At 72.5% G+C, this 21,425-nt stretch carries 21 protein-coding genes and 1 tRNA gene; 8 read left to right on the plus strand and 14 right to left on the minus strand.

The features are described 5' to 3' along the window. Nucleotides 1-10: 10 nt before the first annotated feature. From ACLQ2N_RS14860 to pdhA, 5 genes are all read right to left on the minus strand, one after another. Complete coding sequence (locus ACLQ2N_RS14860) at nucleotides 11-2,026, minus strand: molybdopterin-binding protein (RefSeq protein WP_425812941.1); 2,016 nt, start codon at nucleotides 2,024-2,026, stop codon at nucleotides 11-13. Beyond that, nucleotides 2,023-2,871, minus strand: a complete 849-nt coding sequence (locus tag ACLQ2N_RS14865) for an NTP transferase domain-containing protein (protein ID WP_425812943.1) — start codon at nucleotides 2,869-2,871, stop codon at nucleotides 2,023-2,025. Before ACLQ2N_RS14865 ends, ACLQ2N_RS14860 begins: the two co-directional genes overlap by 4 nt. A gap of 72 nt (nucleotides 2,872-2,943) precedes the next feature. Next, entirely contained in the window at nucleotides 2,944-4,263 is a 1,320-nt protein-coding gene (locus ACLQ2N_RS14870) for a dihydrolipoamide acetyltransferase family protein (RefSeq protein ID WP_425812945.1), read from the minus strand. Continuing rightward, a complete protein-coding gene (locus ACLQ2N_RS14875) occupies nucleotides 4,263-5,294 on the minus strand; it encodes an alpha-ketoacid dehydrogenase subunit beta (protein WP_425812947.1) in 1,032 nt (343 codons plus the stop codon). Before ACLQ2N_RS14875 ends, ACLQ2N_RS14870 begins: the two co-directional genes overlap by 1 nt. After that, nucleotides 5,291-6,454 carry a pyruvate dehydrogenase (acetyl-transferring) E1 component subunit alpha gene (gene pdhA / locus ACLQ2N_RS14880; protein WP_425812949.1) on the minus strand — a complete coding sequence of 388 codons (1,164 nt, stop codon included), beginning with the start codon at nucleotides 6,452-6,454 and terminating at the stop codon, nucleotides 5,291-5,293. Before pdhA ends, ACLQ2N_RS14875 begins: the two co-directional genes overlap by 4 nt. 216 nt (nucleotides 6,455-6,670) lie before the next feature. On the opposite strand from pdhA, the gene ACLQ2N_RS14885 reads away from it, so the two are divergent. Further along, on the plus strand, nucleotides 6,671-7,177 hold the full coding sequence (locus ACLQ2N_RS14885; RefSeq protein WP_425813232.1) for an Lrp/AsnC family transcriptional regulator: 507 nt from the start codon (nucleotides 6,671-6,673) through the stop codon (nucleotides 7,175-7,177). Nucleotides 7,178-7,192: 15 nt separating this feature from the next. Here the strand turns inward: ACLQ2N_RS14885 and ACLQ2N_RS14890 are convergent, their stop codons facing one another. Then, a complete protein-coding gene (locus ACLQ2N_RS14890) occupies nucleotides 7,193-7,957 on the minus strand; it encodes an alpha/beta hydrolase family protein (RefSeq protein WP_425812951.1) in 765 nt (254 codons plus the stop codon). A 32-nt stretch (nucleotides 7,958-7,989) separates the two neighbouring features. Continuing rightward, nucleotides 7,990-8,592 carry a TetR/AcrR family transcriptional regulator gene (locus ACLQ2N_RS14895; protein WP_425812953.1) on the minus strand — a complete coding sequence of 201 codons (603 nt, stop codon included), beginning with the start codon at nucleotides 8,590-8,592 and terminating at the stop codon, nucleotides 7,990-7,992. Between the two features lie 123 nt (nucleotides 8,593-8,715). Here ACLQ2N_RS14895 and paaN point away from each other — a divergent pair, with 123 nt between their 5' ends. Beyond that, the gene (paaN, locus tag ACLQ2N_RS14900; RefSeq protein ID WP_425812955.1) at nucleotides 8,716-10,416 is read left to right on the plus strand and encodes a phenylacetic acid degradation protein PaaN; all 1,701 of its coding nucleotides are present in this window, start codon (nucleotides 8,716-8,718) and stop codon (nucleotides 10,414-10,416) included. A 175-nt stretch (nucleotides 10,417-10,591) separates the two neighbouring features. Here paaN and ACLQ2N_RS14905 read toward each other — a convergent pair whose 3' ends face one another. From ACLQ2N_RS14905 to ACLQ2N_RS14915, 3 genes are read right to left on the minus strand one after another with little or no spacing between them, the layout of a single operon-like run. Next, complete coding sequence (locus ACLQ2N_RS14905; protein WP_425812957.1) at nucleotides 10,592-11,287, minus strand: TrmH family RNA methyltransferase; 696 nt, start codon at nucleotides 11,285-11,287, stop codon at nucleotides 10,592-10,594. Then, nucleotides 11,284-12,537, minus strand: coding sequence for an HTTM domain-containing protein (locus ACLQ2N_RS14910; RefSeq protein WP_425812959.1), 1,254 nt, complete (start codon nucleotides 12,535-12,537; stop codon nucleotides 11,284-11,286). The genes ACLQ2N_RS14905 and ACLQ2N_RS14910 overlap by 4 nt, the downstream gene beginning before the upstream one ends. Next, entirely contained in the window at nucleotides 12,534-13,244 is a 711-nt protein-coding gene (locus tag ACLQ2N_RS14915) for a DUF5819 family protein (RefSeq protein ID WP_425812961.1), read from the minus strand. The genes ACLQ2N_RS14910 and ACLQ2N_RS14915 overlap by 4 nt, the downstream gene beginning before the upstream one ends. Before the next feature lie 103 nt (nucleotides 13,245-13,347). Here ACLQ2N_RS14915 and paaA point away from each other — a divergent pair, with 103 nt between their 5' ends. From paaA to ACLQ2N_RS14940, 5 genes are read left to right on the plus strand one after another with little or no spacing between them, the layout of a single operon-like run. Continuing rightward, complete coding sequence (gene paaA / locus ACLQ2N_RS14920) at nucleotides 13,348-14,367, plus strand: 1,2-phenylacetyl-CoA epoxidase subunit PaaA (protein ID WP_425812963.1); 1,020 nt, start codon at nucleotides 13,348-13,350, stop codon at nucleotides 14,365-14,367. Continuing rightward, nucleotides 14,364-14,654: a 1,2-phenylacetyl-CoA epoxidase subunit PaaB gene (paaB, locus tag ACLQ2N_RS14925; RefSeq protein WP_073966613.1), complete on the plus strand. Its 291-nt coding sequence runs from the start codon at nucleotides 14,364-14,366 to the stop codon at nucleotides 14,652-14,654. The genes paaA and paaB overlap by 4 nt, the downstream gene beginning before the upstream one ends. Then, nucleotides 14,651-15,352: a 1,2-phenylacetyl-CoA epoxidase subunit PaaC gene (gene paaC, locus ACLQ2N_RS14930; RefSeq protein WP_425812965.1), complete on the plus strand. Its 702-nt coding sequence runs from the start codon at nucleotides 14,651-14,653 to the stop codon at nucleotides 15,350-15,352. The genes paaB and paaC overlap by 4 nt, the downstream gene beginning before the upstream one ends. Then, nucleotides 15,346-15,846 carry a 1,2-phenylacetyl-CoA epoxidase subunit PaaD gene (gene paaD / locus ACLQ2N_RS14935; protein WP_425812967.1) on the plus strand — a complete coding sequence of 167 codons (501 nt, stop codon included), beginning with the start codon at nucleotides 15,346-15,348 and terminating at the stop codon, nucleotides 15,844-15,846. Before paaC ends, paaD begins: the two co-directional genes overlap by 7 nt. After that, nucleotides 15,847-16,905, plus strand: coding sequence for a 2Fe-2S iron-sulfur cluster-binding protein (locus ACLQ2N_RS14940; RefSeq protein ID WP_425812969.1), 1,059 nt, complete (start codon nucleotides 15,847-15,849; stop codon nucleotides 16,903-16,905). A 34-nt stretch (nucleotides 16,906-16,939) separates the two neighbouring features. Here ACLQ2N_RS14940 and ACLQ2N_RS14945 read toward each other — a convergent pair whose 3' ends face one another. The 4 genes from ACLQ2N_RS14945 to ACLQ2N_RS14960 all read right to left on the minus strand — a co-directional run bounded on the left by ACLQ2N_RS14945 (nucleotide 16,940) and on the right by ACLQ2N_RS14960 (nucleotide 20,171). Next, nucleotides 16,940-17,284 (minus strand): rhodanese-like domain-containing protein, encoded by a 345-nt coding sequence (locus tag ACLQ2N_RS14945; protein WP_425812971.1) that lies wholly within the window; start codon nucleotides 17,282-17,284, stop codon nucleotides 16,940-16,942. A gap of 67 nt (nucleotides 17,285-17,351) precedes the next feature. Continuing rightward, nucleotides 17,352-18,269: a hypothetical protein gene (locus tag ACLQ2N_RS14950; protein WP_425812973.1), complete on the minus strand. Its 918-nt coding sequence runs from the start codon at nucleotides 18,267-18,269 to the stop codon at nucleotides 17,352-17,354. Between the two features lie 83 nt (nucleotides 18,270-18,352). Then, nucleotides 18,353-19,840 (minus strand): DUF2252 domain-containing protein, encoded by a 1,488-nt coding sequence (locus tag ACLQ2N_RS14955; protein WP_425812975.1) that lies wholly within the window; start codon nucleotides 19,838-19,840, stop codon nucleotides 18,353-18,355. 248 nt (nucleotides 19,841-20,088) lie between these two features. Continuing rightward, a tRNA-Leu gene (locus ACLQ2N_RS14960) sits at nucleotides 20,089-20,171 on the minus strand. 359 nt (nucleotides 20,172-20,530) lie between these two features. Here ACLQ2N_RS14960 and ACLQ2N_RS14965 point away from each other — a divergent pair. Further along, nucleotides 20,531-21,424, plus strand: coding sequence for an FhaA domain-containing protein (locus ACLQ2N_RS14965; protein WP_425812977.1), 894 nt, complete (start codon nucleotides 20,531-20,533; stop codon nucleotides 21,422-21,424). The last annotated feature ends 1 nt before the right edge of the window (nucleotide 21,425 follow it).

Raw genomic sequence — 21,425 nt, forward strand, 5'->3', positions numbered from 1 at the left:
CCGGGAAGTTTCACGTGAAACACCCTTCAGTCCACGGCGTCGCCGAGGCCCACGGTAGATCGAGGATCTCCACCTCGGTGCCGGACCGTACCCCGCCCGGCTCCACGACGGCCAGCCCGTCTGCGGCGGCGATCCCACGCAGCATGGCGGGACCGTTGTAGTGCAGTGGTACGACGTGCTCTGCCCCGCCCGCGGTTCCGGGTTCTCCGGCCGCCCGGTGGACCACGGGCACCAGCCGGGTGTCATGGGGATGCCCGTGCACATCGTCGCGTACGGACACCCGGTAGGCGTCGTCGGGGGTGCGGCCGGCCAGTCCGCCGAGGAGCGGCCCGGCCAGGGTGAGCAGTCCGGAGACGGCGGCCAGGGGATTGCCGGGCAGCCCGACGAGCCAGGGCCCGTCCGAGGAGAGCCGGGCCAGCAGCATCGGATGGCCGGGCCGCACCGCGACACCGTCGACCAGGAGCTCGGCCCCGACCCGGTCGAGGACGCGGTGGACGTGGTCGACGGGCCCGGCGGCGGTCCCGCCGGTCGTGATGATCAGGTCGGCCTCGGAACCGGTGAGCGCCTTCCACAGGGCCTCCGCGTCGTCGCCGAGGCGCCGCGGTGGCGTGACCTGGGCGCCCAGTGCGTGCACCCAGGGGCCGATCATGGGGCCCAGCGCATCGCGGATCAGCCCGTCGTGCGGCAGCCCGGCGGTCAGCAGTTCATCACCCAGCACCAGGACATCGACGCGCGGACGGGCGCGGAGAGGCAGCTCGTCGTACCCGGCGGCCGCGGCCAGTCCGAGCACGGCGGGCGTGACGACCGTGCCGGCCGGAAGCAGGGTCTCCCCCGACCGGCACTCCTGGCCGCGCGGCCGGATGTCCTGCCCCTGACTCACGGACCGCTGCGCGTACAGGACGCCCTTCGCCTCGTCGGCGTGCGCGTGCTCGCTGCGGATGACGGCGGTGGCCTCGGCGGGGATACGGGCGCCGGTGGCGATGCGCACGGCCGCCCCGTCGGTCAGCGGGGCGGGCGCGCCGTGCCCGGCGAGGATGCCGCCGCCGTCCCGGATGCGCCAAGGCCCCGGTCCGGCAACGGCCCACCCGTCCATGGCCGAGGTGTCGAAGGACGGCAGATCGGTGAGTGCGACCAGCGCCTCCCCCAGGACCCGCCCCAGCGCCGCGCCGAGCCCGAGCCACTCGGTACGCACGGCACCGCGCCGCCCGGCCCGCGAGGCGACGGCCCGGGCCGCGCGCCAGGAGACGTGGCCGCGCCGGGCCGCGCCGGCGGGGGAGCCCGGCCGGTCCCCACCGGGGAAGCCGTCGGACCCGTCGGACCTGTCGGACCCGTCGGCGCCACGGTTTCCCGGCCGGCGCGTGGGATCGGCGCCGCCCAGCGGATCGCCACCGAGGCGAGGGCCCGACGACGCCGCGACGGGGGCGGCGGGGGCGTCCGGCGCGTCCGGCGCGTCCGGCGCGTCCGGCCAGTCGTTGTGGAGGCTGGTGAACCAGTCACCCGCCACGGGGGAGGGCTGGTCGCCCGGCGGCCCGGCGTGACTGTCGGCCGGCGCCTCCACCGGGCGGTGCGTCTGTCGGCTCACGAGTGCCAGGGCCTGGGCGACGGCCCGCTCCTCGTCGTCGGCCCGCTCCTGGTCGGCCCGCGTCTCGTCGTCGGCCCGCGCCTGGTCGGCCCGCGTCTCGTCGCCTGCCCGCTCCTCGTCTGCCCGCGTCTCGTCGCCTGCCCGCTCCTCGTCTGCCCGCGTCTCGTCGGCCCGCTCCTCGTCTGCCCGCGTCTCCGCCTCGGCGGCGGCGCGCGCTTCCGTGGCGGCACGGACGGCGGCCCCGGCGCGGGGGACGGCCCCGGCGCGAGGTTCGCCCCCGGCCCGTTCCTCGTCCGCGCGAGCGGCGTCCTTGCCGGGGTCGCCGGAACCCGCGAGCTCCCCGGGGCTCCCGGCCCGCTCGGAGCACCCGACGCCACAGGGGTCTTCCGGAGCACCGGCGCCTCCGGGAGCACCGGCGCCTCCGGCGCCCACGCGCCGGGTCACGGTGTCTCGTTCTCGTCCGCCCACCGGAGCGCGAGCGCGGCCGCCTTGCGGGCGGCCTCCGCCACTGCCTCGGGCCCTCCGCCGTCGCCGGCCGCCTTCCCCGCCGCGTAGCCGACCAGGAAGGTCGTCAGCGGCGCGGCGGGCCGGGCGACGCCATGGGCGGCGTCACGGGCGAGGTCGAGCAGGCGGCCGGTGTCGACGTCGAGGTCGATGCCGAGTTCTTCCTTGACTGCGGTGATCCATTCGTCCAGCACCGTCCCATGTTCTCTGATCCGGGCCCGGGCCGAAGCGATGTCCTCCCAGGTGTCGCAGTCGAACGAGGCGAGGGGGTCCGCCGCCACCCGGCCCAGCGTCAGCTCCCGCGTGAGCAGCCGCAGCGGCAGCCCGCCCAGGCCCCCGTGCTCGGCGGCGAGGAGGGCGAGTTCGCGGCGGAGCGGCTCGCCCCGGTACACGGCGACGAGCGGCTGGTCGCGCCCGTCCTGGTCGCAGCACAGGGCGCCCTCGACGCCCTCCCGCCCCGAGGCGGCCACCAGTGCCGCGACCGTATCGGCGCCCAGGAACGGCAGATCGGCGGAGAGCACGAGCACCCGCTCCGCCGAGGTGTGCCGGACCCCGGCGCCCAGCGCGGCCAACGGTCCTCCACCGGGCGGTACTTCGCGCGCCCAGGTGACCGCACGCGCGGTGGGCCGCCGGTCCCCCACCACCACGGTGGTCCCGGCGTCGGGGCAGGCCGCGAGGACCCGGTCGAGGAGCGGACGACCGCCCACCCGCACGGCGGGCTTGTCGGCACCGCCCAGCCGCTCGGCGGCCCCTCCGGCGAGAACGATGGCGTCGTAGGCGGTCATGCCCCGAGTATGCGGGCCCGATCGCCCCTCCGGGCGGCCGGTCCGCATCGGCAAGAGGGCCCCTCCGGCCCCCTACACGCTCCGCAGCAGCAGCACCGGCCGCTCCACGCAGTCCGCCACGTACCGCAGGAAGCCCCCGGCGGTGCCGCCGTCGCAGACCCGGTGATCGAACGTCAGGGACAGCTGGACGACCTGGCGCACGGCGAGCTCGCCTTCGTACACCCACGGCTTGGGGACGATCCGGCCGACGCCCAGCATCGCGGCCTCGGGGTGGTTGATGATCGGCGTCGAGCCGTCGACCCCGAAGACCCCGTAGTTGTTGAGCGTGAACGTGCCGCCGGTCAGCTCGGCCGGTGTCAGCGAGCCCGTTCTGGCCGCCTCGGTCAGCCGGGCGATCTCGGCACCGATCGACTCCGTGGTGCGGGCGTGGGCGTCCCGTACGACGGGAACGACCAGGCCCCGGTCGGTCTGCGCCGCGAAGCCGAGGTGGACCTGCGGCAGCCGGACGATCTCGCGCGCCTCCTGGTCCACCGTGGAGTTCAGCTCCGGGTAGCGGGCCAGGGCCGCCGTGCAGATGCGTGCGAGAAGCGCGAGCACCGACACCTTGGGCGCACCGGCCCCGGCGGCACCGTTCATCGCGGCGCGGGCGGCCATCAGCTCGGTCGCATCGGCGTCGACCCAGCAGGTGGCGTCGGGGATCTCCCGCCGGCTGCGGGCCAGCTTGTCGGCGACCGCTCCCCGTACCCCTCGCAGCGCGACCCGCTCACCGGCAGGCGCGGAGGACGCGGTGGCCTCCGGAGCGGGCGCCTCGGCGGCCGACCGGATCGCGGACTCGACGTCGGCGCGCAGGATCAGCCCGTCGGGCCCCGACCCGGCGAGCCCGCGCAGATCCAGGCCGTGCTGCCGCGCGAGCCTGCGGACCAGCGGCGACACGACCGCGACCGGCCCCGGCGCGGGCTCGGGCACGGGGGCCACGACCTCGACGGACGCCACGGGCACGGCGACCGCCGCCTTCAGCCCCTCCGGCCGGACCCGTCGGCGCCGCACCGGCGGCGCCCCCGTCCCGTAGCCCACCAGCACGTTCCCGGACCCGGAATCCTCTGCCCCGGAATCCGCGTCCGCACCGTCCCCGGCGGATCCCACGGGCGACCCGACAGCCACGGTCAGCAACGGTGCGCCCACCGGGAGTTCGGTGCCCTCGTCGCCGAAGCGGGCGGTCACCACACCCCCGTACGGGCAGGGCACCTCCACCATCGCCTTGGCCGTCTCGACCTCGACCACCGGCTGGTCGATGGCGACGACGTCCCCGACCTCCACCAGCCAGCGCACGATCTCGGCCTCGGTCAGCCCCTCCCCGAGATCCGGAAGCCTGAATTCAAGAACCTGAGGCATCAGTTGTCCGCCTCCCACTGGAGCCGCGCGACGGCGTCGAGCACCCGGTCCACACCGGGAAGGTGGTGCCGCTCCTGCATGGGCGGCGGGTAGGGGATGTCGAATCCGGCGACCCGCAGCACCGGCGCCTCCAGGTGGTGGAAGCACTGCTCGGTGATCCGGGCCGCGATCTCGCCGCCGGGTCCGCCGAAGCCGGTGGACTCGTGGACGACGACCGCGCGCCCGGTGCGCCGGACCGAGGCGGCGACGGTCTCGTCGTCGAACGGCACCAGCGAGCGCAGGTCGACCACTTCGAGGTCCCAGCCCTCCTCGACCGCCGCCTGCGCGGCCTCCATGCAGACGGGCAGGGACGGCCCGTACGTGATCAGGGTCGCGCTGCGGCCCGGGCGGCGCACGACGGCCCGGCCGATGGGCTCCACGGCCGTGGGGTGCTCCGGCGACCAGTCCGCCTTCGACCAGTACAGCCGCTTCGGCTCCAGGAAGACCACCGGGTCGTCCGAGGCGATCGAGGCCCGGAGCAGCCCGTACGCGTCCTCGACCGTGGCCGGGGTGACGACATGGAGACCGGGGGTCGCCATGTAGTACGCCTCCGAGGAGTCACTGTGGTGCTCGACGCCTCCGATACCGCCGCCGTAGGGCACCCGGACGGTGATCGGAAGCGGCATCGCGCCCCCCGTCCGGTTCCGCATCTTGGCGACATGGCTGATGAGCTGCTCGAACGCCGGATACGCGAACGCGTCGAACTGCATCTCGACCACGGGCCGCAGCCCGTACATCGCCATGCCGACCGCCGCCCCGAGGATGCCCGCCTCGGCGAGCGGGGTGTCCGTACAGCGCTCGTCGCCGAACTCCTTCGCCAGGCCGTCGGTGATCCGGAAGACCCCGCCGAGCGTCCCGACGTCCTCCCCGAGGACGTGCACCGCGGGGTCCTCGGCCATCGAGTCGCGCAGGGCGCGCCCCAGCGCCTGCGCCATGGTGGCGGGCTTGGCCTTCGCCGTCCGCTCCCCGGCCGTCACCGCTGCCGTGGTCATCGCGCCGCTCCCCCGTCTTCCGTGCCGTGCTGGTCGTTCTCCGCGGCCAGCTCCTGCCGCAGCCGGGCCGCCTGCTCCCGCAACTGCGCCGTCTGCTCCGCGTACACATGGGTGAAGAGGTCCATCGGGTCGAGCTCCGGGTCCGCGTTCATCCGCTCCCGCAGCGCCGCGGCCATCCGCTCGGCGGCCGCCCGTGCCGCTTCCACCCCTTCGTCGTCGAGCAGGCCGCGCCCGGTCAGCTCGCGCTCCATGAGCTGGACGGGATCGTGGTCCCGCCACGCCTCGACCTCGCTGTCGACGCGGTAGCGGGTCGCGTCGTCGGCGTTCGTATGGGCGTCCATGCGGTACGTGACCGCCTCGACCAGCGTCGGACCGCCGCCGCTCCTGGCCCGGGCGACCGCCTCGGAGAGCACCTGGTGCACGGCCGCCGCGTCGTTGCCGTCGACCAGCCGGCCGGGCATGCCGTACCCCACGGCCTTGTGGGCCAGGGACGGCGCCGCCGTCTGCTTGGCCAGGGGTACGGAGATGGCGAAGCCGTTGTTCTGCACGAGGAAGACCACCGGCGCCCGCCAGACCGCCGCGAAGTTCAGCGCCTCGTGGAAATCGCCCTCGCTGGTGCCGCCGTCGCCGACCATCGCCAGCGCGACCACGTCGTCGCCCTTCAGGCGCGCCGCGTGCGCCAGCCCCACGGCGTGCGGCAACTGAGTGGCGAGCGGGGTGCACAACGGGGCGACGCGGTGCGCGCGCGGGTCGTAGCCGGTGTGCCGGTCGCCCCGCAACAGCGTCAGCGCCTCGACCGGGTCGAGGCCCCGGGCCACCGCCGCGAGCGTGTCGCGGTAGCTGGGAAAGAGCCAGTCCCGCTCCTCCAGGACCAGGGCCGCGGCGACCTCGCACGCCTCCTGGCCCGTGCTCGACGGGTAGACCGCCAGCCGGCCCTGCTTCGTCAGGGCCGTCGCCTGGGCGTTGTACCGCCGCCCGCGCACCAGCTCCGCGTAGAGCCGCAGCAGCAGCTCGGGGTCGGCGTCGGCCACCGCGTCCGTACCGAGGACCCGGTACGGCTCGGGGTCCGGAAGCAGCGGGGCGGGATCGGTCAGCGGCTTCCAGGCCGGGGGCGGCGTGGGCCGGTAGGCGGCCGCACCGGGCAGCTCTTGGACCGTCATGACAGGCACCTCCGAGCATCGAGGGGTGTCGACATATGGTGATATATCGAAAACGATGTGAGGCACAGGTGTGGCGCGCCTCACCTACCGATTGTTCGGTCGCGAGCGCATTTTGGCTACAGGCACCGCCAGCCTGTGGACAAACGGTTTTCCACAGCCTGGGATGGGGGCAGGTCGTCCAGGACGGGGAGGCGCGGGAACATGCCAGCTGAACAAATGGCCGACGGGGCCGAGGGGCCGGGCCAGGTTCCCCCGGCGCGCCCGCTCGATTCCATCGACCACGCCATCCTGCGACTGCTCCAGACGGACGGACGCGCCTCGATACGGTCGGTTGCCGACCGCGTCCACGTATCGCGCGCGAACGCCTACGCCCGGATCAACCGGCTTATCGAGGACGGCGTGATCCGGGGCTTCGGCGCACGCGTGAACCACGAGCGGGCGGGGCAGGGCGCCTCCGCGTACATCACGCTCAAGATCGTTCAGAATTCCTGGCGGACCGTCCGCGAACAGCTCCAAGCGCTGCCGGGCGCCACCCACATCGCGCTGGTCAGCGGCGACTTCGACGTTCTGCTCCTGGTGCACACGCCGGACAACCGGACGCTGCGCGAGCTGGTGCTGACCCGCATCCAGGCCATCCCGGAAGTGCTCTCCACGCGGACGCTGCTGGTGTTCGAGGAAACGGACCTGGCCCCGGGCCCGGACCGCCCCACGGAGCTCGCCTGAGCGGGTACGGGCAGGTCAGGACCCGTACTTCGCGAGGAAGTCGCGCACGGTGGCCCAGCGCGTGTCGTCATAGAGCAGCGCCACCCCGTGAGCACTCTCGTCCCGCACGTAGACCAGCTTGTGCTCCGGCGACCTCACGCTCTTCCTGTTCATCTCCTTCACCCCGGCGCCGAAGTCGCCGTCCAGCTCTCCGACCATGTACAGCACGGGCGAGGTCAGCTTGGGCACGGCCCCCACGGCGTTCATGTTGGAGTACTGCTCCGGGGCGGAGAGCGCGACGACCGCGTCGGGCTGCGGGTTCAGCCGGGGCGCCGCGGCGAGCACCGCGGTACCGCCCTTGGAGGCGCCCATGAGCAGGAGCTTCTTGGCACCCTCGTCCCGCAGGTAACCGGCGGCGCCGATGATCTCGGCGACCTCCGGCCCGGTCGAGTTGACCGCGAGCACGCGGTAGCCGGCCCTGCTCAGCTCGTCGGCCTTGTCCTTCCACTGGCAGGCCGTGCCGTCGGACTGGTGCGCGAGCACGATCCCGGCGCCCGAGCCTCCGCGCGGCGCGTACGCACCGGTTTCGGAGCCGTCCTCGCTCGGAAAGGTGATCGACGCCCGCTTGGCCTCCTCCGGCGTCAGACAGCCGAAATCGTCCGGCTTCCCGGCCGATACGCCCCCGCCGCCGTCGCCCTTGCCGTCCTCCCCGCCGTCCGACGAACAACCGGCCAGCGAGGCCGTGAGGAACAGTGCGGCGGCGGCACAGAGAAGTCCGGGCACCCGGAGCGCAGCGGTCATGGGCGCGATGGTCGTCCGGGCCCATGCCGTAGTCAACGGCGTTCCGGACCGGCCTTCATGCCGCCGAAGGCCAGCCGCACCACCGTGTCGGCGAGGCGGTCCCCGTCCGCGCCTCCGTCGGGCAGCGGCCGGTACCACTCCACGAGCGAGTTCACCATTCCGAACAGCAGCCGCGTCGCGAGCCGTATGTCCACGTCGGAGCGGAGATCACCGTCCGCGACGGCCGCCTTCAGCAGTTCGGCGACCCGCTGGTCGAACTCGCGCCGCCGCTCCAGGGCCCAGCGCTCGGTCTTCGTGTTGCCCCGCACCCGCAGCAGCAGCGTGACGTAGGGCAGTTCGGCTATCAGCACCTCGACGGTACGACGAGTGACGTACTCGACCCGCTCGACGGCGCGGCCCCGCGTCGCCCCCGATTCGTCAAGAATCTCGAACAGCCCGTCGAGAGCCCGGCTGACCGCTCGGCGCAGCAGCTCTTCCTTGCCCGCGACATGGTGGTAGATGGACGACTTGGAGATTCCGGCCGCCTTGGACAGGTGCTCCATGGACGTGCCGTCGTAGCCGCGCTCGTTGAACACACGGACGGCGACGGTCAGCAGAGTCTCCGGCGTGTACGTGTCCCGCTTGGCCGTGGTCATGTCCGCGATCCTCCCCTACGAGTTGTCCACAGGTTTCGCGGGCCCCCTTGTCCCGACCGATCGTTCGGTTACTCTAACTCTGTCCGCCCGTCCCTGCCCAGCTCGATGAGGAGTTGGTCCGTCATGGCCGCCGAGCTCTCCCCGCACCTGCTGTCCGAGAAGCACCGCCCCACGCTGGACAGGGCCCTCGAAGCGATCCGCACGCGTGACTACTGGTCCCCGCACCCCGAACACCCGAAGGCGTACGGAGAGGGCGGCGCTCCCGGCAGCCTCGGCGCCGCCGAGGGCAAGGCCGCCTTCGACGCCGTGCTCCGCAGCCGGCTCGACCTGGGGCAGCCGGGCACCGACGGCTGGACGGGCGGAGAGGTCTCGCCGTACGGCCCCGAGCTCGGCGTCGAGTACCCGCACGCGGACCTGGACGTGCTGCTCCCGGCCATGCGCGCGGGCATGCCGGCCTGGCGCGAGGCGGGCCCGGAGACCAGGGCCCTGGTCTGTCTGGAGATCCTGGCGCGGATCAGCGACCGGACCCATGAGTTCGCCCACGCCGTGATGCACACCAGCGGCCAGGCGTTCATGATGGCGTTCCAGGCCGGTGGCCCGCACGCCCAGGACCGCGGCCTCGAAGCCGTCGCCTACGCCTACGAGGAGCAGCTCCGCGCGCCCCGGACGGCCGACTGGTCGAAGCCGCAGGGCAAGCGCGATCCACTCGCGCTGCACAAGACGTTCATCCCGGCGGGCCGCGGAATCTCGCTGCTCATCGGCTGCAACACCTTCCCCACGTGGAACGGCTACCCGGGCCTCTTCGCCTCCCTCGCCACGGGCAACCCGGTCCTGGTCAAGCCCCACCCCCGCGCGGTCCTCCCGCTGGCCCTCACGGTCCGGCTGGCGCGCGAGGTGCTCGCCGAGGCCGGCTTCGACCCCAACCTCGTCGCCCTGGCCGCCGAGCGTCCGGGCGAGGGGATCGCCAAGACGCTGGCGGTCCGCCCCGAGGTCAAGATCATCGACTACACGGGCTCCACGGAGTTCGGCGACTGGCTGGAGACCCACGCCCGCCAGGCCCAGGTCTACACGGAGAAGGCCGGGGTCAACACGGTCGTCGTGGACTCCACGGACGACTACCGCGGCATGCTCGCCAACCTGGCGTTCTCGTTCTCGCTGTACAGCGGCCAGATGTGCACCACCCCGCAGAACGTGCTCATCCCGCGCTCCGGCATCACCACGGACGCCGGCGACAAGTCGTACGACGACGTGGTCGGCGACATCGCCGCCGCCGTGACCGGTCTCCTGGGCGACGACGCCAGGGCCAACGGCCTGCTGGGTGCCCTGGTCAACCCGGAGGTGAAGGCCCGCCTGGAGTCGGCGGCCGACCTGGGCGAGGTCGCCCTCCCGTCCCGCGAGGTGGCCAACCCGGACTTCCCCGACGCCACCGTCCGCACCCCCGTGATCGTCAAGCTCGACGCCGCCAAGACGGACGGCGAGGCCCCCTACCTCTCGGAATGCTTCGGCCCGGTCTCCTTCGCGGTCGCGGTCGACTCGACGGCGGACGCCCTGGAGCTGCTGCGCCGCACGATCCGCGAGAAGGGCGCGATGACGGTCGGTGCGTACACGACGTCCCCGGAGGTGGAGCGCGCTGTGGAGGACGTCTGCCTGGACGAGTCCGCCCAGCTCTCCCTGAACCTCACCGGCGGCGTGTACGTCAACCAGACGGCAGCCTTCTCCGACTACCACGGCTCGGGCGGCAACCCCGCGGCCAACGCGGCCCTCTGCGACGGAGCCTTCGTCTCCAACCGCTTCCGCACGATCGAAGTACGCCGCCAGAACTGAAGCCGCCCCGCCGTGCATCCCATCCGCCCCGGGTCCCTCCCACCCTCACCGCCGTGCATCCCAGCCTCGCCGGCGTTTGAGGCGCGGGGTCCGGGGCGGAGCCCCGGTTACGGGAAGGGGCGGGCAAGGGAAAGGGCCCGCCGCAAGGCGCACCCGCCCCGCCCGCACCCCCACCTCACCCAGGAATCACCGCATACCGCGCCACCCACGCATGCATGGCAATCGCCGCCGCCGCCCCCGCATTGATCGACCGCGTGGACCCGAACTGCGCGATGGAGCACACCCTCTCCGCACACCGCCGGGCCTCCTCCGTCAACCCGGGCCCCTCCTGCCCGAACAGGAGGACACACCGCCGGGGCAGGACCGTCCGCTCCAGTGGCACCGCCCCCGGCAGGTTGTCGATCCCGATGATCGGCAGGCCCTCGGCCGCCGCCCAGGCGGTCAAACTCGCGGTGTCGGGGTGGTGCCGGACATGCTGGTAGCGGTCGGTGACCATCGCCCCGCGCCGGTTCCAGCGCCGCCGCCCGACGATGTGCACCTCCTTGGCCAGGAAGGCGTTCGCGGTCCGCACGACGGACCCGATGTTGAAGTCGTGGCCCCAGTTCTCCACGGCCACGTGGAAATCGTGGCGCCGCAGGTCGAGGTCGGCGACGATCGCCTCACGGCTCCAGTACCGGTACTGATCGCCCACATTCCGCCGGTCGCCGCCGGCCAGCAGCTCGGGGTCGTACCGCTCGCCCTCGGGCCAGGGCAGCGGATGCGGCCCGACACCGATCTCCGCTCCGAACCCCTCGTCGTACTGCGCGGGCTCATCGCCCACGGGCGCGCCGCTGCCGCTGGTCTCACCGGTGCTGCCGGTCTCACTGCTCACCCGACGAGGGTATGGCTCCCGTCGCCGCCGGGCTCCGGTGCCTCCGGGCCGTCGGCGGCGGCACGCGGCGCCGGCACTCGCCCCAGCCGTCGCCGGAACAACCGCTCACGCCCGGTGGTCACCCGCCGGCCGAGCCACACCAGAAAGGCTGTCGGCAGGAAGACGGCGTCTGCGGCGATCATGGCCATCGAGAAGAACGGCAGCCCCAGCAGGAGCGCGATCCCCGCGTGCTCACAGATCATCGCGCCGAGCAGGACGTTCTTCACGCGCCGGTTGAAGAGGGTGAACGGGAAAGCCACCTGCACGATGACCGTGGCGTACGACAGCACCATGACCATGACGCCGCTGGACGCCAGGAGGTCCGACAGGGCGGGCCACGGCGTGAAGTACTCCAGCTTGAGCGGGTAGTACAGCGCGGTCCCGTCCTGCCAGCGCGAGCCCTGGATCTTGTACCAGCCGGCCGTCGCGTAGATCAGGCAGACCTCGGCCATGATCACGACGAGAGTGGCGTTGTGGGCGAGGTTGGCGATGACGTCGAGGAGGGTACGGAACTCGTTGCGCGGCGCGTACCGGTTCACGGCCCACCAGGCGCCCTGGCCGATCCACAGGCACCACAGGAGGAGCGGCAGCCACACGGTGCCGCCCAGGCCGCCCGCCACCGCGGCCCCCACCAGAACGGCCCCGAGCACCACCCACAGCACGATCCCCGCCGGTTCCCCGGGGACCAGCCGCCCGCCGGCCTCCTGGCCGGCGCGCGCCGCGGCTTCGCGGCGCCTCGCCCGCCGGGCGTCCAGCGACCAGACCTGCCCGCAGCGGGTCAGCACCAGGTAGATGGCCATCAGGTGGATGACGTTGTCGCCGCCGTCGCCCATGAAGATGCTGCGGTTCTGCAGCGAGAGCACTCCGGCCATGAAGACCACGGACGCGGCGCGGGTGTGCCAGCCGAGCATCAGCAGGAGGGACGAGAGCAGCGCCAGCGCGTAAACAGTCTCGAACCAGATCGTGCTGTCCGACCACATGAGGGTCGTGAACGCCTGGTTCCCGGATATCAGCTGCCGCGCCAGGTCCCAGTGCCAGGGCGCGTCCGGACCGTACATCTCGTGCCGGTGGGGCAGCTCACGGAGCAGGAACAGCAGGAAGGTGGCCGAGAAGCCGATACGGATGACGGCGCTCTGGTAGGGGCCGAGGGCCGAGGCCGTGACGCGCTGGATGGAGCCGGCGAGGCCGCGGGCCGGGTGGGGCGTGCTCACTGTCCGGCCTCCTCGGGCAGGTCGTCGGCGGTGACCTTCCACCAGGGCAGGACGCGGTAGGACGGGCCGGTGCTGATCTTCTCGTCGCTCCACTCGGGCGCCGCGACGGCCCGTACCTCGGACCTGACCTGGATCCTCAGGATGGTCCCGCCGTCGTCCTGGCCGCCGAGACGCAGCATCACGAGGCGGCGGACGTACTTCTCGGAAAGGGTGCCGCGCAGGCCGTTGGCCCGGTTCTTGTCGTCGTGCGATCCGACGTAGAAGTCCCAGGCCCGGCGCAGTTCGTTCTGCTGGACGTGGCTGGGCAGCAGACTGCCGCGTATCGCCCGGCCGTCCTCGGCGGAGAGGTCCCGCCAGGCCGAGGTGCGGGGGCCTCCGGGGCCGGCTGTCTCGGTGCGCGCCTGAACGGCCACGTTCTGCTGCAGCGGGTTGGGTGCGAAGAGCTTCCAGTTCTGTTCGAACTCGGGGTACACCCACTCGTCCACCGCGGCGCCGTGCTGCTTGGTCAGCGTGTTGGAGGGAGCGACGTACAGGAAGACCATGGCCAGCTGCACGCAGGCGAGCACCCCGAAGGCGGCGAGCGCCACAGCGGCGACGATCTGGTACGGAAACGAGAGCCCGGCCATTCCGCCCGGCACCGCGGGCGCCTCGACGGCGGTCACGGGTCCGTCCCCGCCGCGGGCCTCCCTGTCGTCGTCCGAATCCATCCCGCCCCGATCGCGTCGGTTATCCACAGGGTTGACACCCTACGGGCCCCGGACTCACCATTGAAGACATTGAACCGAACGATCGGTCGGTAGGGAGTCCGGGATGGCGGCAGGGACTGCGAGCCAGGCAGCGCAGACGGCAGCAGGCGGCGAAGAGGGGCCCGACGCGGCCCTCCAGGAAGCTTTCGACGCGGCGGTGGCGGCCGACGAGCGCATCGAGCCGCGTGACTGGATGCCCGACGCGTACCGCGCCTCGCTGGTCAGGCAGATGGCCCAGCACGCCCACTCCGAGATCATCGGCATGCAGCCGGAGGCCAACTGGATCACCCGCGCCCCCTCGCTGCGCCGCAAGGCGATCCTCATGGCCAAGGTGCAGGACGAGGCGGGCCACGGACTGTATCTGTACAGCGCGGCCGAGACCCTGGGCACCGGCCGCGAGGAGCTGCTCGACAAGCTCCACGCAGGACGCCAGCGCTACTCCTCGATCTTCAACTATCCGACGCTGACCTGGGCGGACGTGGGCGCCATCGGCTGGCTCGTGGACGGCGCCGCGATCACCAACCAGGTGCCCCTCTGCCGCTGCTCCTACGGTCCCTACGCCCGCGCGATGGTCCGCATCTGCAAGGAGGAGTCGTTCCACCAGCGCCAGGGATACGAACTGCTCCTCGCGCTGAGCAACGGCACCGCCGCACAGCACGAGATGGCCCAGGACGCGGTGAACCGCTGGTGGTGGCCCTCCCTGATGATGTTCGGCCCGCCGGACGACGCCTCGGCCCACTCGGCGCAGTCGATGGCCTGGAAGATCAAGCGGCACTCCAACGACGAACTGCGGCAGCGGTTCGTGGACATCTGCGTCCCCCAGGCCGAGGCGCTCGGCCTGTCCCTCCCCGACCCGGACATCCGGTGGAACGAGGAACGCGGCAAGCACGACTTCGGCGCGATCGACTGGACCGAGTTCCAGGAGGTCCTGAAGGGCAACGGGCCGTGCAACGAGCAGCGCCTCACCCAGCGCCGCCGGGCGCACGAGGAAGGCGCCTGGGTGCGTGAAGCCGCCGCCGCATACGCCCGCACACACACGCCCGGCGCGGACCCTGCCGTACGCAACGGAAAGGCGACAGCATGAGCAGCTCGACGGACTGGCCGCTGTGGGAGGTGTTCGTCCGCTCGCGGCGCGGGCTCTCCCACACCCACGCCGGCAGCCTCCACGCGCCGGATGCCGAGATGGCCCTGCGCAACGCGCGCGACCTCTACACCCGCCGGTCCGAGGGGGTCTCCCTGTGGGTCGTGCCCTCCTCCCAGATCACGGCCTCCTCGCCGGACGAGAAGGACTCGTTCTTCGAACCGGCCGGTGACAAGCCCTACCGGCATCCCACCTTCTACGAGATCCCAGACGGGGTGAAGCACCTGTGACCGCGGCCCTCGCCCTGGGCGACGACGCGCTGGTGCTGTCGCACCGGCTGGGGGAGTGGGCGGGCCACGCCCCAGTGCTGGAGGAGGAGGTCGCCCTCGCCAACATCGCCCTCGACCTGCTGGGCCAGGCCCGGCTGCTGCTCTCACTCGTGGGCGACGAGGACGAACTGGCCTACCTCCGCGAGGAGCGCGCCTTCCGCAACGTCCAGCTGGTCGAACAGCCGAACGGCGACTTCGCCCACACCATCGCCCGGCAGCTCTGCTTCTCGGTCCACCAGCAGGGGCTGTACGAGCAGCTGGCGGCCGGCGACGGTCCGTTCGCGGCAATCGCCTCCAAGGCGGTCAAGGAGGTCGCCTACCACCGGGATCATGCCGAGCAGTGGACGCTGCGCCTCGGTGACGGGACGGACGAGAGCCACGAGCGGATGCAGCGGGCGGTGGACGCGCTGTGGCGCTTCACCGGCGAGCTGTTCCAGCCGGTCGAAGGCGTCGACGCAGACTGGCAGGCGCTGCACAGCGGCTGGCTGGAGGCCGTCACCGACATTCTCGGCCGGGCCGCCCTGACCGTGCCGACGGGGCCGCAGTCCGGCGCCTGGACGGCGGGCGCGGGCCGGCAGGGCATCCACACGGAGTCCTTCGGCCGGATGCTCGCCGAGATGCAGCACCTGCACCGCAGCCACCCGGGGGCGTCATGGTGACCTGGACCGCCGTCGAGGCGGAACTGCTGAGCCTCGCGGGCTCCGTCCCCGACCCGGAGCTGCCCGTGCTGACGCTGGAGGACCTGGGTGTGGTCCGGGGCGTGGACGTGCACGACCCGGACCATGTCACGGTCAGGCTCACTCCGACGTACACCGGCTGCCCGGCGATCGAGGCGATGTCCGCGGACATCGAGCGCGTGCTGCACGACCACGGCGTGGCAGAGGTGTCCGTGGAGACCGTCCTGTCGCCCGCATGGTCGACGGACGACATCAGCGCCGAAGGGCGCCGGAAGCTGGCGGAGTTCGGCATAGCCCCGCCCCGGCCGCACGACACCGCGTCCGACGGCCCGGTGCCGCTGGCCCTGTCCGTGCGCTGCCCGCACTGCGGCTCCACCGAGACGGAGCTGCTGAGCCGGTTCTCCTCCACGGCGTGCAAGGCGCTCCGGCGCTGCGTTGCCTGCCAGGAGCCGTTCGACCACTTCAAGGAGTTGTAGATGTTCCATCCGCTCCGGGTCAGCGGGATCGAGCGGCTCACGGACGATTCGGTGGCCGTCACCCTCGCCGTCCCGCCCGGCCTGCACGAGACCTTCCGGCACCAACCCGGCCAGCATCTCAACGTCCGCTACACCGTGGACGGCGAGGAGGTCCGCCGCTCGTACTCGATCTGCGCCCCGGCCCCCGAGCCCTCGGCCGGTCCGGAGCTACGGGTGGGCATCCGCCTCGTGGACGGCGGCGCGTTCTCCACGTACGCGCTCAAGGAGCTGCTGGTCGGGGACACGATCGAGGCGATGCCTCCGATGGGGCGCTTCGTCCTGACACCCCGCGCCGGGCAGTTCGCGGCGATCGTCGGCGGAAGCGGCATCACCCCGGTGCTGTCCATGGCGGCCACCCTGCTCGCCCGGGAGCCGAATGCCACATTCTGCCTGTTCCGCAGCGATCGGACGGCTGCCTCGACGATGTTCCTGGACGAGGTCGCCGATGTGAAGGACCGCTATCCGGACCGGTTCCAGCTGGTCACCGCCCTGTCCCGGGAAGAGCAGCAGGCGGGTCTGCCCTCGGGCCGGCTGGACCGCGAACGGCTCTCCGGACTGCTGCCGGCGCTGCTGCCGGTGGCGGAGATCGACGGCTGGTTCCTGTGCGGGCCGCTGGGCCTGGTCCGGGCCGCCGAGGTCGCGCTGCACGGGCTGGGCGTGGACCGCTCCCGCGTCCACCAGGAGATCTTCCACGTCGAGGACACCCCCGCCGCTCCCGCGGGGCCCCGGGTCGAGACACCCGTGGGCGGCACCCTGACGGCGACGCTCGACGGCCGGTCCGGCACCTGGCCGGTGGAGGGGGGCGAGTCGCTGCTGGAGACGGTGCTGCGCAGCCGCTCGGACGCTCCGTACGCGTGCAAGGGCGGCGTCTGCGGCACCTGCCGGGCGTTCCTGGTCTCCGGCAAGGTGCGGATGGACCGCAACTACGCCCTGGAGCCGGAGGAGACGGACGCGGGTTACGTACTGGCCTGCCAGTCCCATCCGGTCACCGAGGAGGTGGAACTCGACTTCGACCGCTGACGCCCCGGGCGCCGGAGGACCGGGGCGGGTCGCGTCAGGCGACGAAGGCCGGGGCGCCGTTGTCGGTGACCATCGGGCGCCCCGCGCCGTCCCAGGCGAGCATGCCGCCGTCGATGTTGACGGCGTCGATCCCCTGCTGCACCAGGTACTGGGTGACCTGGGCGGACCGGCCGCCGACCCGGCACATCACGTGCACGCGCCGGCCGTCCTCCACCGCCTCGGTCAGCTCACCGAAGCGGCCCACGAAGTCGCTCATGGGGATGTGCAGGGCGCCCTCGACGTGTCCGGCCGCCCACTCGTCGTTCTCCCGGACGTCCAGCACGAGGCCGTCCGCCGGGACGGACGCGACGTCGACCGTGGGAAGCGGGCCGAAATTCATGGGTCATGCCTTCTCTCGTCAGTGCGCTCGGGGTCACCGAATCAGTGCGCTCGGGCCACCGAAAACGCTACTGCACCAGAGCCGCGAGCTCCGCCTCCCGCTGCGAGACCTCGCCCAGCAGTTGTTCGGCGATCTCCTCCAGCAGCTGGTCCGGGTCGTCCGGGGCCATCCGCAGCATGGCGCCGATCGCGCTCTCCTCCAGCTCCTGCGCCCACTCCGTCAGCAATTCCTTGCGCTGGGTCAGCCAGTCCAGCCGGGCGTAGAGCTCGTCGGCCTCGCTCAGCTCCTGCCGCGGCGCGGCCGGCCCCGCCGCCCACTCCTCGGCCAGTTCGTTGAGCAGGGCCTCGTCACCGCGTCCGTAGGCGGCGTTGACGCGCGCGATGAACTCGTCCCGCCTGACCCGCTCCGCCTCGTCCTGGGCCAGGTCCGGGTGCGCCTTGCGGACCAGGTCACGGTACAGCTTGCGTGCCTCGTCGGTGGGGCGGACCCGCTTGGGCGGGCGCACCGTCTGATCGGTCAGCATGGCCGACGCCTCGGGGGACAGGCCCTCGGAGTCCATCCAGTCGTGGAACAGCTCGTCCACGCCGGGCATGGGCATCACGACCGACCGTGCCTCTGCCGCCTTGCGCAGGTCCTCTGGGTCACCGGTCTTCGCCGCCCGCGCCTCGGCGATCTGCGCGTCGAGCTCGTCCAGCCGCGCGTACATCGGGCCCAGCCTCTGGTGGTGCAGCCGGGAGAAGTTCTCCACCTCGACCCGGAACGTCTCCACCGCGATCTCGAACTCGATCAGCGCCTGCTCGGCCGCCCGCACCGCGTGTGCGAGCCGCGCCTCGGGCCGCTGCCCTGCCCCGGACGCACCGGACTCGCCGTCCCCCGGCGCCCCGAGACCGGGCTCACCGCCCTCAGGTCCTCCGGCGTCCGGCCGCGCCTCGTCCTGCTGGTCATCGTCGTTCCGGGAGGGCACCCCGGCGGCTTCGTGGGTCACCCGCCCAGCGTATGGCCCAGGCCCGCCGCCGAGGACACACGGGCACCGCAGCGGGCGCCCCGCACGGGCCCCGCGACCCCCCGCTACACGCCCCGCTCCGCGGCGATCCGCCCCGCCCCGATCGCCCGCACCAGCTCCGCGTGGTCCGCCTCCGTGCGGTCCGCGTAGGTCACCGCGAACGCCGCCACAGCCTCGTCCAGCTCGTCGTTCTTGCCGCAGTAGCCCGCCAGCAGCCTCGGGTCGGCACTGTGGGCGTGGGCCCGCGCCAGCAGCGCCCCGGTCATGCGGCCGTAGTCGTCGACCTGGTCGGCGGCGAGGGCGGCGGGATCGACGCTGCCCTTGCGGTTCCTGAACTGCCGTACCTGGAAAGGACGGCCGTCCACCGTCGTCCAGCCCAGCAGATGGTCGCTGACGACCTGCATCCGCTTCTGCCCGAGCACCACGCGCCGCCCCTCGTGCGCGACTTCCGGCACCCCGAACCCCACGGCGGCGAGATGCGGCCCGAGCACCGAGGGTCTGGCCTCCTTCACCTGGAGCACCAGGGCCTCCCCCCGGTGGTCCAGCAGCAGCACCACGTACGAGCGGGTGCCCACACTGCCGGTGCCGACCACCCGGAACGCCACGTCATGGATCGCGTACCGGGCCAGTAGCGGCAGCCGGTCCGCGGAGACGGTCTCCAGATAGTCCCCCAGCCCCGCCGCGACGGCCGCGGCCTCCGTGTCCGGGACCCTGCGCAGCACCGGCGGCGCGTCCACGAAACGGCGGCCACCGTCCTCGCAGTCCTCCGTGGACTTCGCCGCGAAGCGCGCACTGGTGTTGTTGCGGGCCTTCTCGGAGACCCGCTCCAGGGTGCCGAGCAGATCCCGTGCGTCGGTGTGGGAGACGAGCTCCTCGTCCGCGATGGCGTTCCAGGCGTCGAGCGCGGGCATCCGGGCCAGCAGCCGCATCGTTCGCCGATAGGCCCCCACGGTGTCGTAAGCGGCCTTGCGGCAGGTGTCCTCGTCGGCACCGGCCTCCCGGCCCGCGAGCACCAGCGAGGTCGCCAGGCGTTTGAGGTCCCATTCCCAGGGCCCGGCCACGGTCTCGTCGAAGTCGTTCAGGTCGATGACGAGGCCGCCCCTCGCATCGCCGTACAGCCCGAAGTTGGCCGCGTGCGCGTCGCCGCAGAGCTGGGGGGCGACGCCGGTGACCGGGGTGCCCACCAGGTCGTGGGCCATCAGCCCGGCAGAGCCGCGCAGGAAGGCGAAGGGGGTGGCAGCCATCCGGCCCACCCGTATCGGCGTCAGCTCCGGCACCCGGCCCCGGTTGGATTCCTCGACCGCGCGCACCGCGTCCGGCCGTCCGGCCGGCAGCTCCAGCGTCGCGTGAGCGGACCGGGGCACCCGCGCCCGCAGCGCCTTGCCTCTGCCCTTCGGTCGCCCCCCGGCCTCCGCGTACGCCCTGTCCGTACGGCGCGCGAACCCCGGCACGGCCGGTATGCGCGGCCCGTCGGCCTCCGCGGGAACCGCGGCACCCCCACTACCGGGCTCGACAAGTCGCACCGGAGGCAGTCCCGTCCCGGTCGCTTCCATGGCACGCAGCCTCCCCCGCCCCCGCCCGGCGCAGTCGCCGGGCACCTGCCCGAACATCAACTGCCGCCGACCGTACCGCCGCACCCCGACCGCCGTCTGCCCCTGAGCGCGGCTGCGCCGACCGGACAGGCCCTTCCACGCCCGCACCCATGAAACGGGCGTTTCACGTGAAACCAAACACACAGAGGAGGGGCCGGCCCCGAACTGAAGAAGCCCCCCAGGGCGATGCCTGGGGGGCTTCCTTCTTGTGCGCGAGGGGGGATTTGAACCCCCACGTCCCTAAGGACACTGGCACCTGAAGCCAGCGCGTCTGCCGTTCCGCCACTCGCGCAAGAGTGGTGTTCCGGGCTCTCTCACTTTTCGGTGCGAGCGCCTGGCGACATCCGGAAGATTAGCACGCTGGACAGGGTGGATTCACATCCGTTGTTTCGCCGCCCGATCGCCGGGCACGCGCCGCACGCTCGGCCGACGTCCGCAGAACGTCCGAAAGGAACCGGGAACCCTCAGGGGTGGCCCCCCACTCCTCCTGAGTGCGTCCGAGGTGCGGGACACTGTCAGGAGGCCGCCTCTACGATCCGTGTGAGGGGGGACACTCATCCACAGGGCAGACAAGGGGAACCAGCCGATTTCCCGACGCGTGGATACGATCAGTAAGCAGTACAGGGACGACGACACCGGAGGAGGTGCCCCATGGGAGTGATGAAGCGCTTCGAGCAGCGTCTCGAAGGTCTGGTCAACGGCACTTTCGCCAAGGTCTTCAAGTCCGAGGTCCAGCCGGTCGAGATCGCGGGTGCCCTCCAGCGGGAGTGCGACAACAACGCGACCATCTGGAACCGTGAGCGCACCGTCGTCCCCAACGACTTCATCGTCGAGCTCAGCGCCCCCGACTACGAGCGCCTGAGCCCGTACTCCGGCCAGCTGGGCGACGAGCTCTCCGGCCTCGTCCGGGACTACGCCAAGCAGCAGCGGTACACCTTCATGGGACCCATCAAGGTGCACCTGGAGAAGGCCGAGGACCTCGACACCGGTCTCTACCGGGTCCGCAGCCGCACGCTGGCGTCCAGTTCGTCACAGGGCCAGGGGCCGGCGCAGAGCCAAGGACCGGCGCAGGGCCAGAGCTACGGCGGCCAGTCCCCCCAGCAGGGGTACCCCGGCCGTTCCGCTCCGCAGGGCCCCGGCGGCGGTTACGGCTATCCTCCCGCCTCCGCCCCGCCCATGCCCGCCGGCCCGCCGCCGGGCGCCGGGCGTCACGGCGGTCCCGACCGGCGTCCGCCGGCCGCTCCCGCCTCCCCGCCGAACGTGCAGGTGCGGCGCTGGATCGAGATCAACGGCACCCGCCACCAGATCTCCCGCCCGACACTGGTCATGGGCCGCAGCACCGACGCCGATGTGCGGATCGACGACCCCGGTGTCTCCCGCCGGCACTGTGAGATCAGGACCGGAACGCCCTCGACGATCCAGGATCTCGGGTCTACCAACGGCATCGTGGTAGACGGGCAGCACACCACCCGCGCTACGCTCCGCGACGGCTCGCGGATCGTCGTGGGCAGCACCACCATCGTTTACCGGCAAGCCGAAGGGTGAA

The organism is Streptomyces sp. DT224, assembly GCF_049844595.1.
Classification (GTDB): Bacteria; Actinomycetota; Actinomycetes; order Streptomycetales; family Streptomycetaceae; genus Streptomyces.